The sequence below is a fragment of the Legionella hackeliae genome (genome assembly GCF_000953655.1).
GTDB classification, from domain to species: domain Bacteria; phylum Pseudomonadota; class Gammaproteobacteria; order Legionellales; family Legionellaceae; genus Tatlockia; species Tatlockia hackeliae.
In genome coordinates this window covers 3,355,199-3,371,212 of sequence record NZ_LN681225.1, presented here as the reverse complement: position 1 = coordinate 3,371,212, position 16,014 = coordinate 3,355,199, and the positions used below count along the sequence as shown (strand labels likewise).

Here is a 16,014-nt window from a genome sequence, read left to right as displayed (position 1 = left end):
ATTTCTGTCTACTACAGCCTGTGCGATAATCAACGGAATTTTATATCTGAACAGTTATTATGAAATATGCTGATCTTCGCGATTTTATTGCACAGTTAGAAACTCGCGATTTGCTTAAGCGGATTGAATATCCCGTTTCTCCCTACCTTGAAATGACCGTAGTTAGCGATAGGGTGTTAAGAGGAGGAGGACCTGCACTTCTTTTTACGAATCCCAAAGACTATGACGTTCCTGTCTTAACCAATTTATTTGGAACTGTAGAGCGCGTGGCGCTTGGAATGGGCGAAGAATCTATTGCAGCTTTACGAGAGGTGGGAAAATTACTGGCTGCTTTAAAAGAACCAGAGCCGCCTAAGGGATTTAAAGATGCCTTTACGAAATTGCCCTTGCTAAAACAGGCATTAAACATGGCTCCAAAATACGTCAGCAATGCGCCCTGCCAAACCCATGTTTGGGAAAAAGACGAGGTAAATCTCTTTCGCCTGCCCATACAAACTTGCTGGCCAGGGGATGTAGCCCCACTGATTACCTGGGGATTAGTGACAACGAAAGGACCCTATCAAAATCGGGAAAACATGGGAATTTACCGACAGCAGGTGATTGCAAAAAATAAACTGATTATGCGCTGGTTGTCTCATCGAGGGGGGGCTTTGGATTATCAAGCGTGGCAGGAGGCTCATCCTAACGAGCGTTTTCCTATTGCCGTAACGTTAGGTGCTGATCCTGCCACAATATTAGCTGCGGTTACCCCAGTGCCGGATACATTGTCAGAATATGCCTTTGCTGGTTTATTACGTGGTCAGCGTACTCAACTTGTCTCTTGTCTGGGTAATGATTTACATGTCCCTGCGAGTGCGGAAATTATTTTAGAGGGATATATTGAGCCTGGATCACAAGCCGATGAAGGTCCTTTTGGTGACCACACCGGCTATTACAATGAAGTGCAATCGTTTCCCATATTTACTGTGGAGCGTATCACTCACCGCGACCGGCCTATTTATCATAGTACCTACACTGGACGACCACCGGATGAGCCGGCAATTTTAGGTTTAGCGTTAAATGAAGTGTTTGTCCCATTGCTACAAAAACAATTTCCAGAAATTGTGGATTTTTATTTACCTCCTGAGGGTTGCTCTTATCGTCTTGCTGTGGTGACCATTAAGAAACAATACCCGGGGCATGCAAAGCGTATCATGATGGCGGTTTGGTCTTTTCTCAGGCAATTTATGTACACTAAATTTGTTATTGTTTGCGACGACGATATTGATGCGCGGAATTGGCAGGATGTCATTTGGGCTATTACCACACGAATGGATCCTATGCGTGACACGGTGATGATTGATAATACTCCCATTGATTATCTTGATTTTGCATCACCCATTTCTGGATTAGGCTCAAAAATGGGTCTGGATGCCACCAGTAAATGGCCTGGTGAAACACAAAGAGAGTGGGGAAAACCCATAGTAATGACAAAGGAAGTGTTACAACAAGTTGAAGGATATTGGCCAGAGTTGGGATTAGAGCTATGAGGAAATCGATTACCGCTCAGGTTGAGCGAATAACACCGCTTACCGATAGTATTTTACAAGTTGTATTAAAACCTGCGAAATATCTGGATTATCAACCCGGACAATATTTACAACTCCTGACTCAGAGCGGGGAGCTAAGTTATTCTATTGCCAATGCCCCTTTGGGGTCACATCACTATGAATTACATATTCGTCATAGTCAGGATAATGTCGCCAATCAACAACTCTTGGCTGAAATTAAAGAAAAAGGGGAGGTCAAAATTGGTATACCTCGGGGTGATTGTCATCTTAATAAATTATCTCCCAATATACCTATTTTGTTTATCGCTGGTGGCACCGGTTTTGCACCGATTAAGGCAATGATCGAGCAATTGCTGGCGACAAATGATAAGCGTTCATTTGAATTATTTTGGGGCGCTCGCTCCCAAAGCGATTTATATATGGACGAAAAAGTAATGCAATGGCAAGCTCATGTTGAGCATTTTCATTATTTTTCCTTACTTTCTAATACGAGTAAAGAAACACTGGCCTCTGTAATTCTTGATCATCATGCTATTGATTTAAAGCAATGGCAGATAGTCATTGCAGGACCTTTTGATATGGTTTTCGCGATAAGAGATATTTTGCTTGCCCATGATGTACCGCGAGCACAGTTATTTTCCGATGCATTTGCTTTTGAAGAAATAAAAGGGAGTGAGTAATGGAAACTTTGTATCAAATTCTGGGGATTGTGGGGGCAGGACTTATTGTATGGATTTTATATCGTACCATTAAAGGGCGTCCTGAGCTGTTTACCCGAGAAAGTTTTAGCAAAAGTTTTGCTACTATGGGCTTATTAGCGCTTATTTTGATAGGTTTTATTGCCTTTCTTGTTTTTATGCTAAGGCATACTTAATTGTCTAATGCAGGCAGCTATTACTGCGATAGTTGCCCTGGTTTTCATACAGGTAATTGCGTAATTGCGGGTTATCAATAATATTTTTACTTAAGTCTATGATTAGCAAGCATTCTTCGACATAGGTCATTTGATTGCTTTCATCAACTAACAGTCGATACCATGGGTTGCGTGTTGCAAATTCACGCTTAAAAACCTGAGGATTAATACGACCAGAGGGTTGAAAAAAAGGATCAATATCAATGATGACAGCGCGATAACCCTGTTGTTTATGAATCACACAGTCGCCGACGTTGAATTTTGCTTCCTTTTTCATCATTCACTCCATATCGTTGTCAGTTCTTGCCTTTTAATGTCGATATCGGTTAGCCTCGATGATTCTTGAATGAATCTTTGGCAGCGATGAATAAGGATTTGCTAAGTTATAAGTTACGCTTCATAACAGTTGGATTGCTTGTCGCTTATACCTTCCTTCATATTAAGCTCACAGGTCGCTACATTGACGCTACGTTTCAACAGCTTTTTGAGTTTTCTGCCCGCCTACCTTTTGGACAGCGATTATTAATACCGGCTCTGGCGAGGAGTCTTGCTTTTTTTATTCCTTTGCAGGTGAATGAGATATTTTTACTGATTGAATTAATTGCAATTAGCTTATCGTATCTAGTGCTGAAACAATTAATGCGGGAAGAATTTGAGCCGCTTCAGGCTAAATTGTTAAGTTGGTTATTTATCTTGTTGCTTCCGCTTGTCACTGTAGTAAATTATCGTTTTTCTATTACTGGAGAGGCGACAGTCTATTATCCTTATGACAGCGCTTCGCTTTTTTTCATGCTCACAGGTTTATTGCTGTGCTTACGGACACAATGGCTTTATTTCATTCCGCTGGTATTTATCGCGACATTTAATCGAGAAAGCAGCTTCTTATTAGTTTTACTCATTCCAGCTACTCATTGGCAACGGTTCTCATCTATTATCAAACCGTTAATATTGTCCATTCTGGCCTACGTAATAGCCAGGCTAATTATTTTATGGCTGGTGCAGGGATTCCCTGGGGACATGATCGAGTTTTACTACAGAGCATCTCATTATACTCATTATGAAGTGAACCTCGCCTGGTTGTTTTCAAAAGAACATGTGTTGCTATTTGTCTTTTGTTTAGCGGGTTTGCCGTTGTTCTGGTTTGCTTTCTATGATTTTATACCTTTGCAATATCGGCCTTTACGTTATGTTGCACTCGGTTATTTTTTAATGCTCTTGCTTGTTGGAAACTTTATGGAGGCGCGTATATTTATAGAAATTGTTGCGCTACTTTATCTTCCGGTATGCGCCGCTGTAAGTCGTTGGCTTAAGCAGAGAGCGCCCTTTCAATCGAATAGCACCGGTGTTCTCCATTATATTGACCGCTATTTTGTGGTAGCTGTATTAGCACTTGTCATTTTATTACATACGGTAATAAATCCTGTCATTCTTTGGTTAATACCTCCCCCTTAGGCGACAAAGAAGGAACAATTGCCACCAAAAAAAGTCCTAGTTCATAGAGCAAGCAAAGCGGAACAGCCAGCATAACTTGTGATAACACATCTGGTGGAGTTAATAACATACCTAGAGTAAAGGCCGAAACAATGACATAAGGTCTTATTTTTTTGAGCAGGACAAGGTCAACCCATCCCAATCGCACCAGGACAAGACACACCAGTGGAACTTGAAAGCACAATCCAAATATCAGCAACATACGGGTAATAAAATCCAGGGCATAAGCCATATCTGGTAACAATCTGACACTAGGGGGAACGGCATTGGCAAAAAACTGGAACATGAATGGCAAGACAATGTAATAGCAAAATAGCATGCCTAGCAAAAAGAGAAGCAAACTCATCAAGAGAGCTCCGCGTAGATTATTGCGCTCATGCCTATACAATCCCGGGGCAATAAATTGCCAAAGTTGCAGTAAAGCAAAAGGGGCAGTACAAAGAAAGGCCGCATCTGCTGCAAGTTTAAGTGGAGTTAACACCGGAGACGTAATATGCGTTGCAATTAATGCATCGCGTGCCCCCAATGCCTTTAATAAAGGGGCTACCAGGGTTTGAAATAGATTATCCGCGAAGAGAAAGAATAGGAAAAAAAACAAGGTAAAGAAGCATACAACATAGACGGCGCGGCGACGAAGCTCGATTAGATGATTAAGCATGGATTTGTAATTTTCTAGTAGCTATGGCTTAAACTAACATGTCCTTTTCGTTCCTCAAAGGTTTAAGGGTTTAAAAGCGACAATACTTGTAAAGTTACCATAAACATCAAGACGTAGACTTAAAGAAAATCAATAAGTGGCGTGCTATAGTTATAAAATGTATTTTGTTAATAACAAGACTTGTATGCCAATGGTTGGTATAGCCCGAGACGTTGTATCACGTTTAATTGAAAGTGCTACCGCTAAGGAAAAAATAGATGGACTTTCCAGGGGTTTCTAAGTCACAGATAGATGAAAAATTAATTAGAGAATCCTACAAGAATTTTCAGTTTGTTATCCTGGCTGATTTCTTTGCTGTGATATTATACACAGTCCTACTATGGCCAAAAGTAACTAATCAAAAGTTAGTCATCGCCTGGTTAATTTTAATGGTTGTAGTTAACAACTGTTTGCGGGCAATGATCGTCTTTTTTTATTATCGGGAAAAAAATTTACCCACATTGCTGCACCCAGCGTTTTGGAAAAATTATTTCATCTTAAATAATCTACAATCAGGTATATTCTGGGCATTAGGAGGATTGCTCTTTTTTTATGTAGATGACCCACTTCTTCGAGTGGTAATTTTTGTCTATTTTGCGGGTTTGTTGGGTGCTCCTGCTGCTAAATTGCTAACTTATCACAGGGCTTATCTTGGTTTTATGATGCCAATTTGGCTAGTAATGCTTTTCTTGGCTGTTTCGATTACCAGTTCACTTTCAGTTATTTTATTTTTGGCAGCGCTGCTTTATGTCTCTTTGGTAATATTTGCTAGCTGGGGGGCGAATACGTTTTTGCTGAAATCAATTTATCTCGAATTGTATAGTTCAAATCTTTTGCTTGATTTAAAGCGCAGTGAAGAAAATTTTCGAAATACTCTAGAAAATGCTCCCATAGGCATGGTGATCGTATCCCCAGAAGGAAACTGCATTCATGCGAATCGAACGATGCAAGATATTCTTGGTTATAGCGATCAGGAATTAAGCAATAAAAATCTTTTGGAAATTACTTATCATGATGATGTATTAATGACCAAAGAATCCATGACAAAAATTCTTAAAGGCGATATGCGTATTTCTCATCTTGAGAGACGCTTTATACGTAAAGATGGGAGTGTTATTTGGGCGATGGTAAGTCTGTCCTTAATTCGAGATGAGCAGGGGGAACCGATTAATTTTATTTTACAAATGAAGGATGTCAGTGACCGTGTTGAAAGTGAAGAAAAAATGCGACAACTTAATGAAAAAACTCTGGAAACATTAAATGAGCTGAAATTGTTGGAACACGATGAAAATTTACTCAATAAATTAAATCGATCGTTACAAATTTGTATTTCAGCAGAAGAAGCTTATCCACGTATTCTCTTGGTCGCTCAGGATTTATTCCCGGGACTAAGTGGGGGATTAATGGTGTTTAACAAATCAATTAATCAAGTGGAAACAGTGCTTCAATGGGGAGAGCTTCAAATACTTTCGAAGTTATTTTCGCCAATGGATTGTTTTGTAATTCGTGAGGCTGACATTATCGCGGTCAATGATCCGCAGAAAAGCATTCCCTGTCATCATTATATTAAGCCCCCGCAAGGAGGCTACATTGGATTGCCTCTCATTGTGCAAAATGATCTCATTGGCGTTATTCATTTATTCGCGGGAGCCGGAAAAAAATTAACGCAACATCAACAAGATATGGCAATAGCCTTTGGTAATATTGTGAAATTAGCTTTAGCCAATATTAACTTGAGAACGTCTTTAAATGAACTTTCCCTGCACGATCCTTTGACGAATTTATACAATCGGCGTTATTTGAATGATCTTTTATCAAGAGAATTAATAAGGCTTGCACGCGAAAAAACGACATTATGTGTCGCTATGCTTGATATCGATAATTTTAAAAATTTTAATGACAATTACAGCCATTTGGCAGGTGATGAAGTTCTCAAATTACTGAGTTTATTATTAAAGAAAAATTTTCGTGATAGTGATATCTCTTTTCGTTATGGGGGAGAGGAATTTGTTGTTGCTTTATTGAATACTACAATAGAGCCCGCAGCCCAAAAATTAGATCGATTTCGTGAGCTTTTAAAAGAAACACCAATTACTTATAAAAATAAAACATTAACGAATGTGACTATCTCAATTGGCGTCGCAGAAGCCCCCAAACATGGTGGTACAATTGACGATATAATCAAGGCAGCAGACCAAGCACTCTATGCGGCAAAACAGGCAGGGAAAGACAGGGTAAAAATCTACAAAAATAATGTTTAATAACTTAGCCTAATCATTATAATTTGCTATAATTTCGGCTTTGTTTTTAGGTGAAACAAAGTGAAGCATCATCCACGTAAGCGCTTTGGCCAAAATTTTTTACAAGATAAAGCGATTATCCATAAAATCTTGAGCGCTTTGAATTTACAGGAAAATGATAACATTGTTGAAATTGGTCCTGGACTTGGTGCATTGACTGAACCTTTACTGCGGCAATTAAAGCGTTTAACTGCGATTGAAATTGATACCGATTTACAGGCTCATTTGACAGCCATGCCCGCTGCCATGAATAAACTGCATCTAATTGCTGGCGATGCATTGACCGTAGACTTTAGCCAATTGGGTAAACATTTGCGGGTAATAGGCAATTTGCCTTACAACATTTCGACACCGCTACTCTTGCATTTACTTGACTATGCCCCACTTATTGAAGATATGCATTTTATGCTACAAAAAGAGGTTGTATTACGCATGAGCGCCAATCCAGGCACGAAAGCATTCGGACGGCTGAGTGTTATGTTGCAGTACCGCTGTGATGTAGAGTATTTGTTTGATGTGCCCCCTGAGGCTTTTTATCCACAGCCGAAGGTTGATTCGGCAATAGTGCGTTTAACACCTTATTTGAATTCTCCTTATCCTGAGGTGGATGTTAGTGCTTTGGAGCCTTTAGTGGCTCAAGCTTTTTCAATGCGACGTAAAACGTTAGCAAATAATTTAAAGTCTGTACTCAGTGCAGCCCAGCTGACTGAATTAGGTATTGATCCAGGTTTGCGCCCTGAACAATTAAGCATTAAAGATTATGTTCAAATAGCGAAATTTGTGAGCAATTAGTGTAAAATAATAGTACATGCCTGATCTTGGAGGTTGATTTGTTTAACCGTTATGGAAAGAAAGCGAAGTCGCTAAACGCAAAAGCCTTGAGTGACTTAACACGCATTGTTCAAGCCCCACTTTTATTAGCTGAAGAAAAGCGAAAAGTATTAGTTACTCAAATTAAAGAGGCGAGTGCTTTGGAAGAAGCGCGCTTTGATAGTTTGTGCTTAAGTCTTATGCATAATTTTGTGAATCATTGTCAAAATTTGCCTGAGACCGCCAATAGCTATTATTCTCACCAAGGTGGTTTTTTGGATCATGCTTTAAATCGCACCGAAGCGGCGCTTTCGCTTTTTAAACAATACATCATTCAAGAAGGTCAAGCAGAACTGTCTGAAGAGCAAAAACTGTGGCAGTACGCCCTTTTTTCAGCGGCAATATTACAGGGTGTTGCCAAGCTACACATCGATTTTCAAATTGAACTTTATGATAATCATGGTCAATTCTTAAAACAGTGGAACCCTTTACTTGAAAGTTTAGTCGCTGTGGGAAGTCATTACAGTTATGAATTCCAGAAAGAAACGGATGAAGACTTTCGCCGCCGCCTTAATCTGTTATTGGCTCGACTCCTCATGCCAGCGAGTGGATTTGCCTGGATTGCCTCCCATCCGCAAGTCTTGGCAGTTTGGCTTGCCCTCCTTAATGAAGATTTACAGGGAGCTGGTACGCTTGGCGCTATTCTAATAAGAGCGAATGCTATTGCTTTGCAGCGTTATTTTAACCAAATGATGGTGCGAAATTACGGCTCACGGGGAGGACGTTACGGACGTGTTAGCACCTTTGCTGGTGGTGTACCTGAATCCATCTCCGAAATTGAGCAACAACTGGGTGTAGAGTTTATTCAATGGCTCACTAAGGCGTTGGATGCTGGCCGTATCATGGTTAATAAGTCACCTTTATTTATGGTACCCGGCGGAATGCTGATGTCGCCTGATATTTTTAAATTATTTGTGCGCGAACATCCTGAATATAAGAATTGGCAGGCTATTCAAAATGGCTTTCTGTCACTCGGTTTACATCGCCTGGCTCCGGATGGCACTATTCATTCTCGTTTCGAACAGAGCAATACACAGCAAATGCATAATGGTATTGTTTTTGCCGATTATGCGGTTGCCTTGCCTGCAAAAGTGCAGGTGAATCATTTGAATACAGGGAAATCGAGCACTATTTCAGCTACGGAACTTATTTATCAAACTCAGTTTCACAGCCATTTCACGCGTCAACAATCGAATTCAATCATTAGTCCTATTCCCCATTTAAATGCAAATGGTAAATGGCAGCCACTAACAGCACCTGCCGTGCAAACCCTGTTAAAACCGGGGGTGACTAACGGTGTCTGATTATGCAATTGGCGATGTTCAGGGTTGTTATGAACCTTTGCAACGTCTGCTTGAGCATATTCATTTCGATGAAAGAAGAGATAGATTATGGTTCGTGGGCGATCTCGTAAATCGCGGCCCACAATCTCTTGAGGTATTGCGTTTTGTAAAGCAGTTGCCTTTGACTCCTCGCATCACATTGGGTAATCATGATTTACATTTATTGAATAAACTCTTTGGTGAGCACCCCCATAAAAATGCTGATGACAGTTTACATGCAGTATTGGCTGCTAGCGATGGGGAAGAATTGGGGCATTGGTTACGTAAACAGTCTATCTTATGGCATGATGAAGAACTCGAAATTGTCATGTGTCATGCTGGAATTCCTCCTGTTTGGGATTTATCAGAGGCAAAGCGTTATGCACGTGAATTAGAGTTAACCCTATCAGGTGAAAATTATCGTGATTTTTTTTCACAGATGTACGGCAATGAACCGTCTTGTTGGGCAAATGATTTAACAGGGCTCACAAGACTTCGAGTTATCACCAATTATTTTACAAGGATGCGTTTTTGCAATAAAGCAGGTTGCTTACTCCTTGATTACAAGGGAACTATAAAGGAGGCTCCTGTTGATTATCTGCCTTGGTATGCAGTTCCTATGCGTAAATCTATTTCCGTTGATATCGTGTTTGGTCACTGGGCAGCTCTAGAAGGTAAAAGTCCAGAACCGACGATTTATGCGATTGACACAGGTTGTTTATGGGGAAGGAAGTTAACCGCATTGCGGTTACAAGATAGAAAACGATTTTCTGTTTCTGGGTTAAAAAAATAAATCTTATGAAAAGATATTTATTGCTGACAGTTGTTTTACTCATCCTGGTGATAGTCGGGTGGTTTAGCCTATCGCGATTAACACGAGAGACTATAGAAGTAGTGCATCCGGTCTATGGTAATGCCGTGCAAGCAGCCTATGCTACAGGTACGGTCGAGGCTACAGTGATGCTGCCTATTTCTACGCACATTGCTGCGCGATTAATCAAATTAAATGTTGATGAGGGTAGTGAAGTTAAAAAAGGAGAAGTGCTTGCACAATTGGAAGATGAGCAATTACAACAATCGTTAGTTGAACTAAAAGAAAGAGAAGACTTAGCCCGAAAACGCTTTCAGCGCAGTTCTACCCTGGTCACGAAAGGGGTTATTTCCAAAGATGAATACGACAGAACCCTTTCAGAATGGAATGAAGCCCGTGCAGCAGTTCAGGGCGTAGAAGCACAGATCAAATATTTGAAACTCACTTCGCCGGCTGATGGTCGAATTATTCGTCGGGATGGTGAAATTGGCCAATTAATTCCTGCCAATCAAGCTGTATTTTGGCTATCTTGTTGTGCGCCACTGCGAATTTCTACCGAAGTTGACGAAGAGGACATTGCTGAGGTTCGTGTAGGACAAAAAGTATTAATTCGCGCGGATGCTTTTCCTGGTCGGATTTTTTATGGCATCGTACAAAGTATCACGCCCAAGGGTGACCCCATTGCTCGAAGTTATCGGGTACGAATTCGTTTTGTAGGAAATACCCCTTTATTAATTGGGATGACAGCGGAAACCAATATTATTTTACACGAAAAAAAGAATGCCTTATTAATTCCGGTAACGGCGGTTGTGGAAAATAAAGTTTGGCTAGTGAAACGAGGTCGCTTGGTACACTCGCCTGTTTTGATTGGCGCAAAAGGGTTTAAACAAATTGAAATAATAAAAGGAGTTGAACCACAAGATTTGGTGGTGTTGCGAGCTACCCCTGAACTAAAGCCAGGGGCGCGTGTCAATACTATTCTTGTCGAACAGGAAAAAGAATGAAATTATTTCTAAGCATTGCTTTAAAGCATTTGCTGTCGCGGAAACGACAAAGTTTAGTCTCGCTTATGGGAATTATTCTAGGTGTTGCTTTCTTTTTAACAATTTCCTCATTAATGCAAGGATCAGAACAAGACTTTATCCGTCGCCTTATTGATAATTCACCACATATTACTATTGTTGATGAGTATCGCAATCCCCGCCTGCAGCCTATTCAACAACTTTATAATGAAGGCGTTATAGAGATTCGCAATGTGAAACCTCTGACTGAAACGCGTGGCATACGTGGCTATGAACAAATTATGAAGTATTTGCATACTTTTCCGGGCCTCCTTGCTTCGCCAGTGTTGGTGGGACAAGCATTAGTTAGTTTTGCAGGTAGAGATGTTTCGATTACTTTAAATGGCATGATTCCAGAAGAGATTAAAAAAGTATCGACGATAGAAAATTATATGATCGCCGGGACAATTGATGATTTAGTGATTAACTCCGATGGAATTGCCGTTGGCAGTGAACTGGCTCGAAAATTATCATTGAAACTTGGCGATAATATTACGGTGACAGCTCCTGCAGGACAGGTGCGGGTTTTTAAAATTCTTGGAATTTTTCGCACAGGCCGTTCGGATTTTGACACCAATCAAGCATTTATTAGTATTAAACGTGCTCAGGCACTACTCAATCGTACTCATCGAGCAAATAATATTATTATGAAATTGACTACTCCTTATCAAGCACATGCGATTGCCGCGCAAATTGAAAAGCAGGTTGGTTATCAAACGCTATCTTGGCAAGAAAAATCAGAGGACATACTCAATACATTGGCCATACGAAACATCATTATGTATAGCGTAGTGAGTGCAGTACTTATTGTGGCTGCATTTGGTATTTACAATGTGATTTCAACTGTGGTGATGGAAAAACATCGCGATATAGCCATTCTTAAATCAATAGGGTTTCACAAGAGTGATATCCAACTCATTTTTATCATTCAAGGTTTTCTACTTGGATTGGTTGGTTGTCTGCTAGGGCTACCGCTTGGAAGTGGGCTTATGTACAGTCTGATGCAGATAAAATTTAAACCCCCGGGTAGTACGGAGGTTATTGGTATGCCTCTGGACTGGAGTTTCCTGCATTTTCTTATTGCTGCTACCTTTGCGATGACTGCCGCTATGGTGGCGGCTTTACTGCCGGCACGCAAAGCGGCCTTGGTTCAGCCTGTTGATATCCTGCGAGGAGGATTATAATGCCTGTATTAATAAGGACTGAACAGCTTACCCGACGCTTGGCAGGCGAAGTACCAATAACATTGGTCGCCGATATTGACCTGGAAATTCAGGTTGGTGAATTCATCGTGATCATGGGGCCCTCTGGCTCAGGTAAATCCTCCCTACTTTATTTACTAGGCCTATTAGATAGACCCACTAGCGGTGAATTATGGTTTTTAGGTGAGAATACCGCAAATTATAATGAGAATAAGCTGGCTGATGTACGCCTGGCTCAGCTTGGTTATGTCTTTCAGTTTCATTTTTTGCTTCCAGAGTTTAGTGCCCTTGAAAATGTCATGCTCCCTATGCAGCGTTTGAGGAAATTGTCACCAGAAGCCATTAAAGAGCGTGCCAGTCAATTATTAGTAAGTTTGGGTTTAGGAGATCAACAACATAAACTTCCAAAGCAACTTTCTGGCGGGCAAAGTCAACGTGTTGCAATTGCCCGAGCACTCGCGAATGAGCCGCAGCTAATTTTAGCGGATGAGCCTACTGGAAATCTCGATACAGCTTCAAGCAAGAATGTAGAAATAATCCTGCGAGAGCTTGCTCATCGACAGCAGAGAGCTGTTGTCGTCGTGACCCATGAACCTGGTTTTGCAGCATTAGCTGATCGAGTGATTCATATCGTAGATGGTAAAATCCAGTAATTTATAATCCCTTCCTCATTTCACGCCATTCAAATTTATTTCCAAAAAACTTTATTAGTGAGACGAAACCTGATGTAATTTCGTACAGTGCTCTTTAAATACTTAAATAAATTTAGGATTGAATAAGTGAATAAACTTTTATTGCTGTTGGTCATTATCTTTTGCAATTTTCAGGTGATTGCTAAACCTCGTTTTGTCCCTGCAAAACCATTATCTGCGACACATTATGAAATTGATGGTCCGGCTTTGTGTGCAACAGCCAAAGAAACATTAGCTTATCTAAAGAAAGGCAAACAATATGATTCGCGTGTTATCCATTCAGGTAAGGCTCTTAAGATTCCGTTAGCACGTGTGAAAGCTACCTTGGTGTTTATCTGTAAACATCAAAATGAAATGAATAATCCTGCATTTGTTAAAAAGCATTTTGACTTCGTTCGTTGGTATCCAGATGTTGAGCAAGCAAAGCCTCTTAGGAGATCTAAATCACTGATTGCTAATTTACCCAACGATAAAATTTTAATGACCAAATACTATGTACATCGTGCGAGGGTTTCAAAACAGCCTAGCACGGCTTACCCGCTTGCACTGTATGCTCTACCAAAAGATGAAGCATTGTTAACACTTGAAGAAGCCGAGGCTAAACCCGAACTTGTTCGCTTTCATTATGGAAAACAAGACATATTAAAAGGTGCATTAGCTAACAAGCAGGTTCCTGTTTTAGCGTATTTAAATCGTGATGATTTGGAAGCTGCGTTAATGCAAGGCACCGTGGTAGCCGATTTTGGTGATGCCAGGCAGCCTGTGAAAATCTTTAATGTTCATCGTTGCAATAATATTCCTTACGATAAAGCCAAAAATCCCTATCAACAGGAGCGCTACTGGTATTTTAAATCCGTAGATGGCATAAAAGGTTATGGTAAAGATGCAGAGCATAAGATTACTGTGAATAGTGGAGTCACGTTTGCTGGTGATCTTGAGCAATTGGGTTTGGGAAAATTGCTGATGGTGCAATATCCTAATCAAACAGGAAACATTGTGACGCGAGCCGGTATTTTGGCGGATACCGGAGGTGCATTTGCAAATAATCTTTATCAAGTTGATTTTTTAACGGGAAGTTATGCGGGGAAAGACGCGTTTTATCAGGCAAATCGTCATTTACCTAATTATGTAGTGGCTTATTTCATGGTATTAAAAAAATAATATGAAAATCACTCGATTCTTTTTATTCTCCTTCTTCATAAGTTCTCTGGGGCACGCTTTTTCTTGTCATGATGCACAAGTGATTCATCAAGCACCCATTCAATTTGATGAGGAGCGCATTGCCTTAACGCAGCAATATCAATTGACTCATTACGGCATTGATTCCAAATCGATTGAAATTGAACCGCGAATGATTGTGTTGCACTGGACTTGTATTGCCAGTTTAGAGGCTACTCTTCGTGTCTTTAACCCACCTACTTTTCCTCAAAGTTCACCACGCATTAAAGAGTTGCCTGGGAATTTAAATGTTTCAAGTCATTTTGTAGTCGATCGCGATGGCAGTATTTATCAGCTTATGCCTGAAAACTGGATGGCAAGGCATGTTATCGGCTTAAACCATTATGCAATTGGTATTGAGAACATTGGTGGTGTTGATAGTGTGGATGATTTAACTGAAGCACAGGCACAAGCCAATGCATTCTTGGTCTGTCATCTGAAGAAAAAATATCCAGAGATAAAATATGTGATTGGTCATAAGGATTATTTAAATTTCAAAAATACCGAATTATGGCTCGAACTAGATCCAAACTATCAAACGGATAAAGACGATCCCGGACCTTCTTTTGTGAATAAGGTGATTAAATTGGTCAGTCAGAGCCAAGCTAACTAAATGCCCCAATTACTCTGAAGACGAAATGAATGAATAGCAGGATAAAAATAAAGGGTATAAGCACTGACATAAAGCTTCTGTTAATCGGTTTTTTTCCAGTATTCATATTCACATCCAGACTATTCGGAATGTTTGAATCGTAAAACGTATCTCTATCCACAATTATCGCTTGTGGTGGAAGTTGAGGCGATTCAGGAGTTAGGCTCGTTGTTTTTTTAACTGCTGTACCGATAGCTAAAAATTCAATTAATCCATTGCCTAGTTGATAAACATAGGTTTTTACGCCAATAACATCGTCTGCCCCGATGGCTTTCGCTTCAGCGTTAATAATGGCTAGTGCGTTTTCGCGGGCATCATAAATCAGACGGGTTAATTCATTAATCTCACCCCGTATAAATGATTTTAACGTCGAGGTAAGGCCGCCAACAAAACCTAAAGAATAAACAGAGGTTCCCAACAATAGTTTTAGTGGCATGTAGCCCTTACTGGCCATATTCCACATTTCGATATTGGTCATATCGCTACTGATAGGCTCATCTGCTTTATCACCCGGCAATTTCGGATTGTGAGAGGCCGTGCCTAGCATTAGCATTTCATTAACACCGCCAAAAGGAAGAATTGTAGTTCTAATACCAAGAACAGCATTGGCTTTATGTTCTTTGGCATGAGCGATAATACGGCTTAGTGCCAGATGTCGTGTATGGTTAAAAATATTCGAATATTCTTTAATCTCACCGCGTGCCAGTGTTTTCAAACTACCAAGAATTCCGCGACCGATTCCCATAGAATAGGCAACATTACCAAACGCAAAGCAAATGGGCTTAAAGCCTACATCCAATTGAGCATAAAGCTCCTGACCATCAGCAGATGTTGAGAATTTATTTAAAGAGGTGGTTCCATTGGCATGTATTCCAGAGCCAATCGCTAAAAATTCAACATTCCCACTATGGAAAATGAGCTGACTGTCAACACCGGTGACCCCAGTTGCATTGTAGTTTACTGCTTCTTGCAACATTCGCTGATAAGCGGTTTTTCTACCATCTTCAATCAGTTGAGTAATCTGGGTTAACTCACCCCCAAGCATCGCCTTCAAACCAGTGCCGACGCTACGGATAAGTCCTAGTGAATGAACGCTATTACCAACAACAATGTTACCCGGAGCGTAACCTTTTTCTGCTAAACAATAGATTTCATTGCCTGACAATCCAGTTGTAACAGCCATAGTATTACCCTCTCCATGGATTTGTTAAACACAGTATAGAACTAGTTCAGGA

At 40.4% G+C, this 16,014-nt stretch carries 16 protein-coding genes; 13 read left to right on the top strand and 3 right to left on the bottom strand.

All coding sequences use genetic code 11. The features are described 5' to 3' along the window. Window positions 1-59: 59 nt before the first annotated feature. From ubiD to LHA_RS14885, 3 genes are read left to right on the top strand one after another with little or no spacing between them, the layout of a single operon-like run. On the top strand, window positions 60-1,529 hold the full coding sequence (gene ubiD, locus LHA_RS14895; RefSeq protein ID WP_045107249.1) for a 4-hydroxy-3-polyprenylbenzoate decarboxylase: 1,470 nt from the start codon (window positions 60-62) through the stop codon (window positions 1,527-1,529). After that, window positions 1,526-2,230, top strand: coding sequence for an NAD(P)H-flavin reductase (locus tag LHA_RS14890; RefSeq protein WP_045107248.1), 705 nt, complete (start codon window positions 1,526-1,528; stop codon window positions 2,228-2,230). Before ubiD ends, LHA_RS14890 begins: the two co-directional genes overlap by 4 nt. Then, window positions 2,230-2,424, top strand: coding sequence for a hypothetical protein (locus LHA_RS14885; RefSeq protein ID WP_045107247.1), 195 nt, complete (start codon window positions 2,230-2,232; stop codon window positions 2,422-2,424). Before LHA_RS14890 ends, LHA_RS14885 begins: the two co-directional genes overlap by 1 nt. Before the next feature lie 4 nt (window positions 2,425-2,428). On the opposite strand, the gene hspQ is transcribed toward LHA_RS14885, so the two are convergent. After that, window positions 2,429-2,740 carry a heat shock protein HspQ gene (hspQ, locus tag LHA_RS14880; RefSeq protein WP_045107246.1) on the bottom strand — a complete coding sequence of 104 codons (312 nt, stop codon included), beginning with the start codon at window positions 2,738-2,740 and terminating at the stop codon, window positions 2,429-2,431. A 65-nt stretch (window positions 2,741-2,805) separates the two neighbouring features. Here hspQ and LHA_RS14875 point away from each other — a divergent pair, with 65 nt between their 5' ends. Continuing rightward, the gene (locus tag LHA_RS14875; RefSeq protein ID WP_231861944.1) at window positions 2,806-3,915 is read left to right on the top strand and encodes a hypothetical protein; all 1,110 of its coding nucleotides are present in this window, start codon (window positions 2,806-2,808) and stop codon (window positions 3,913-3,915) included. On the opposite strand, the gene tatC is transcribed toward LHA_RS14875, so the two are convergent. After that, the gene (gene tatC / locus LHA_RS14870) at window positions 3,887-4,612 is read right to left on the bottom strand and encodes a twin-arginine translocase subunit TatC (RefSeq protein ID WP_045107244.1); all 726 of its coding nucleotides are present in this window, start codon (window positions 4,610-4,612) and stop codon (window positions 3,887-3,889) included. The genes LHA_RS14875 and tatC overlap by 29 nt on opposite strands. 257 nt (window positions 4,613-4,869) lie before the next feature. On the opposite strand from tatC, the gene LHA_RS14865 reads away from it, so the two are divergent. The 9 genes from LHA_RS14865 (at window position 4,870) to LHA_RS14825 (ending at window position 14,740) form a co-directional block, all read left to right on the top strand. Beyond that, window positions 4,870-6,912, top strand: coding sequence for a GGDEF domain-containing protein (locus tag LHA_RS14865; RefSeq protein WP_045107243.1), 2,043 nt, complete (start codon window positions 4,870-4,872; stop codon window positions 6,910-6,912). 60 nt (window positions 6,913-6,972) lie between these two features. Then, window positions 6,973-7,743, top strand: a complete 771-nt coding sequence (gene rsmA, locus LHA_RS14860) for a 16S rRNA (adenine(1518)-N(6)/adenine(1519)-N(6))-dimethyltransferase RsmA (RefSeq protein WP_045107242.1) — start codon at window positions 6,973-6,975, stop codon at window positions 7,741-7,743. 38 nt (window positions 7,744-7,781) lie between these two features. Beyond that, the gene (locus LHA_RS14855) at window positions 7,782-9,125 is read left to right on the top strand and encodes a conjugal transfer nickase/helicase domain-containing protein (protein WP_172480814.1); all 1,344 of its coding nucleotides are present in this window, start codon (window positions 7,782-7,784) and stop codon (window positions 9,123-9,125) included. Next, the gene (locus LHA_RS14850) at window positions 9,118-9,936 is read left to right on the top strand and encodes a symmetrical bis(5'-nucleosyl)-tetraphosphatase (protein WP_045107240.1); all 819 of its coding nucleotides are present in this window, start codon (window positions 9,118-9,120) and stop codon (window positions 9,934-9,936) included. The genes LHA_RS14855 and LHA_RS14850 overlap by 8 nt, the downstream gene beginning before the upstream one ends. 5 nt (window positions 9,937-9,941) lie before the next feature. Beyond that, window positions 9,942-10,958 (top strand): efflux RND transporter periplasmic adaptor subunit, encoded by a 1,017-nt coding sequence (locus LHA_RS14845; protein ID WP_045107239.1) that lies wholly within the window; start codon window positions 9,942-9,944, stop codon window positions 10,956-10,958. Beyond that, entirely contained in the window at window positions 10,955-12,199 is a 1,245-nt protein-coding gene (locus tag LHA_RS14840; RefSeq protein ID WP_045107238.1) for an FtsX-like permease family protein, read from the top strand. The genes LHA_RS14845 and LHA_RS14840 overlap by 4 nt, the downstream gene beginning before the upstream one ends. Beyond that, on the top strand, window positions 12,199-12,870 hold the full coding sequence (locus tag LHA_RS14835) for an ABC transporter ATP-binding protein (RefSeq protein ID WP_045107237.1): 672 nt from the start codon (window positions 12,199-12,201) through the stop codon (window positions 12,868-12,870). Before LHA_RS14840 ends, LHA_RS14835 begins: the two co-directional genes overlap by 1 nt. A gap of 126 nt (window positions 12,871-12,996) precedes the next feature. Further along, window positions 12,997-14,070, top strand: a complete 1,074-nt coding sequence (locus LHA_RS14830) for a hypothetical protein (protein ID WP_045107236.1) — start codon at window positions 12,997-12,999, stop codon at window positions 14,068-14,070. A gap of 1 nt (window position 14,071) precedes the next feature. Next, on the top strand, window positions 14,072-14,740 hold the full coding sequence (locus tag LHA_RS14825) for an N-acetylmuramoyl-L-alanine amidase (protein WP_045107235.1): 669 nt from the start codon (window positions 14,072-14,074) through the stop codon (window positions 14,738-14,740). On the opposite strand, the gene LHA_RS14820 is transcribed toward LHA_RS14825, so the two are convergent. Further along, window positions 14,733-15,962: a heavy metal-binding domain-containing protein gene (locus LHA_RS14820; RefSeq protein WP_045107234.1), complete on the bottom strand. Its 1,230-nt coding sequence runs from the start codon at window positions 15,960-15,962 to the stop codon at window positions 14,733-14,735. The genes LHA_RS14825 and LHA_RS14820 overlap by 8 nt on opposite strands. Window positions 15,963-16,014 lie beyond the last annotated feature (52 nt).

Bases quoted from the DNA above. Each gene is read 5' to 3' on its own strand.
- tatC (WP_045107244.1), bottom strand. From the start codon at position 4,612: ATGCTTAATCATCTAATCGAGCTTCGTCGCCGCGCCGTCTATGTTGTA.
- LHA_RS14825 (WP_045107235.1), top strand. From the start codon at position 14,072: ATGAAAATCACTCGATTCTTTTTATTCTCCTTCTTCATAAGTTCTCTG.
- hspQ (WP_045107246.1), bottom strand. From the start codon at position 2,740: ATGAAAAAGGAAGCAAAATTCAACGTCGGCGACTGTGTGATTCATAAA.
- LHA_RS14885 (WP_045107247.1), top strand. From the start codon at position 2,230: ATGGAAACTTTGTATCAAATTCTGGGGATTGTGGGGGCAGGACTTATT.
- LHA_RS14835 (WP_045107237.1), top strand. From the start codon at position 12,199: ATGCCTGTATTAATAAGGACTGAACAGCTTACCCGACGCTTGGCAGGC.
- ubiD (WP_045107249.1), top strand. From the start codon at position 60: ATGAAATATGCTGATCTTCGCGATTTTATTGCACAGTTAGAAACTCGC.
- LHA_RS14845 (WP_045107239.1), top strand. From the start codon at position 9,942: ATGAAAAGATATTTATTGCTGACAGTTGTTTTACTCATCCTGGTGATA.
- LHA_RS14890 (WP_045107248.1), top strand. From the start codon at position 1,526: ATGAGGAAATCGATTACCGCTCAGGTTGAGCGAATAACACCGCTTACC.
- LHA_RS14840 (WP_045107238.1), top strand. From the start codon at position 10,955: ATGAAATTATTTCTAAGCATTGCTTTAAAGCATTTGCTGTCGCGGAAA.
- LHA_RS14820 (WP_045107234.1), bottom strand. From the start codon at position 15,962: ATGGCTGTTACAACTGGATTGTCAGGCAATGAAATCTATTGTTTAGCA.
- LHA_RS14865 (WP_045107243.1), top strand. From the start codon at position 4,870: ATGGACTTTCCAGGGGTTTCTAAGTCACAGATAGATGAAAAATTAATT.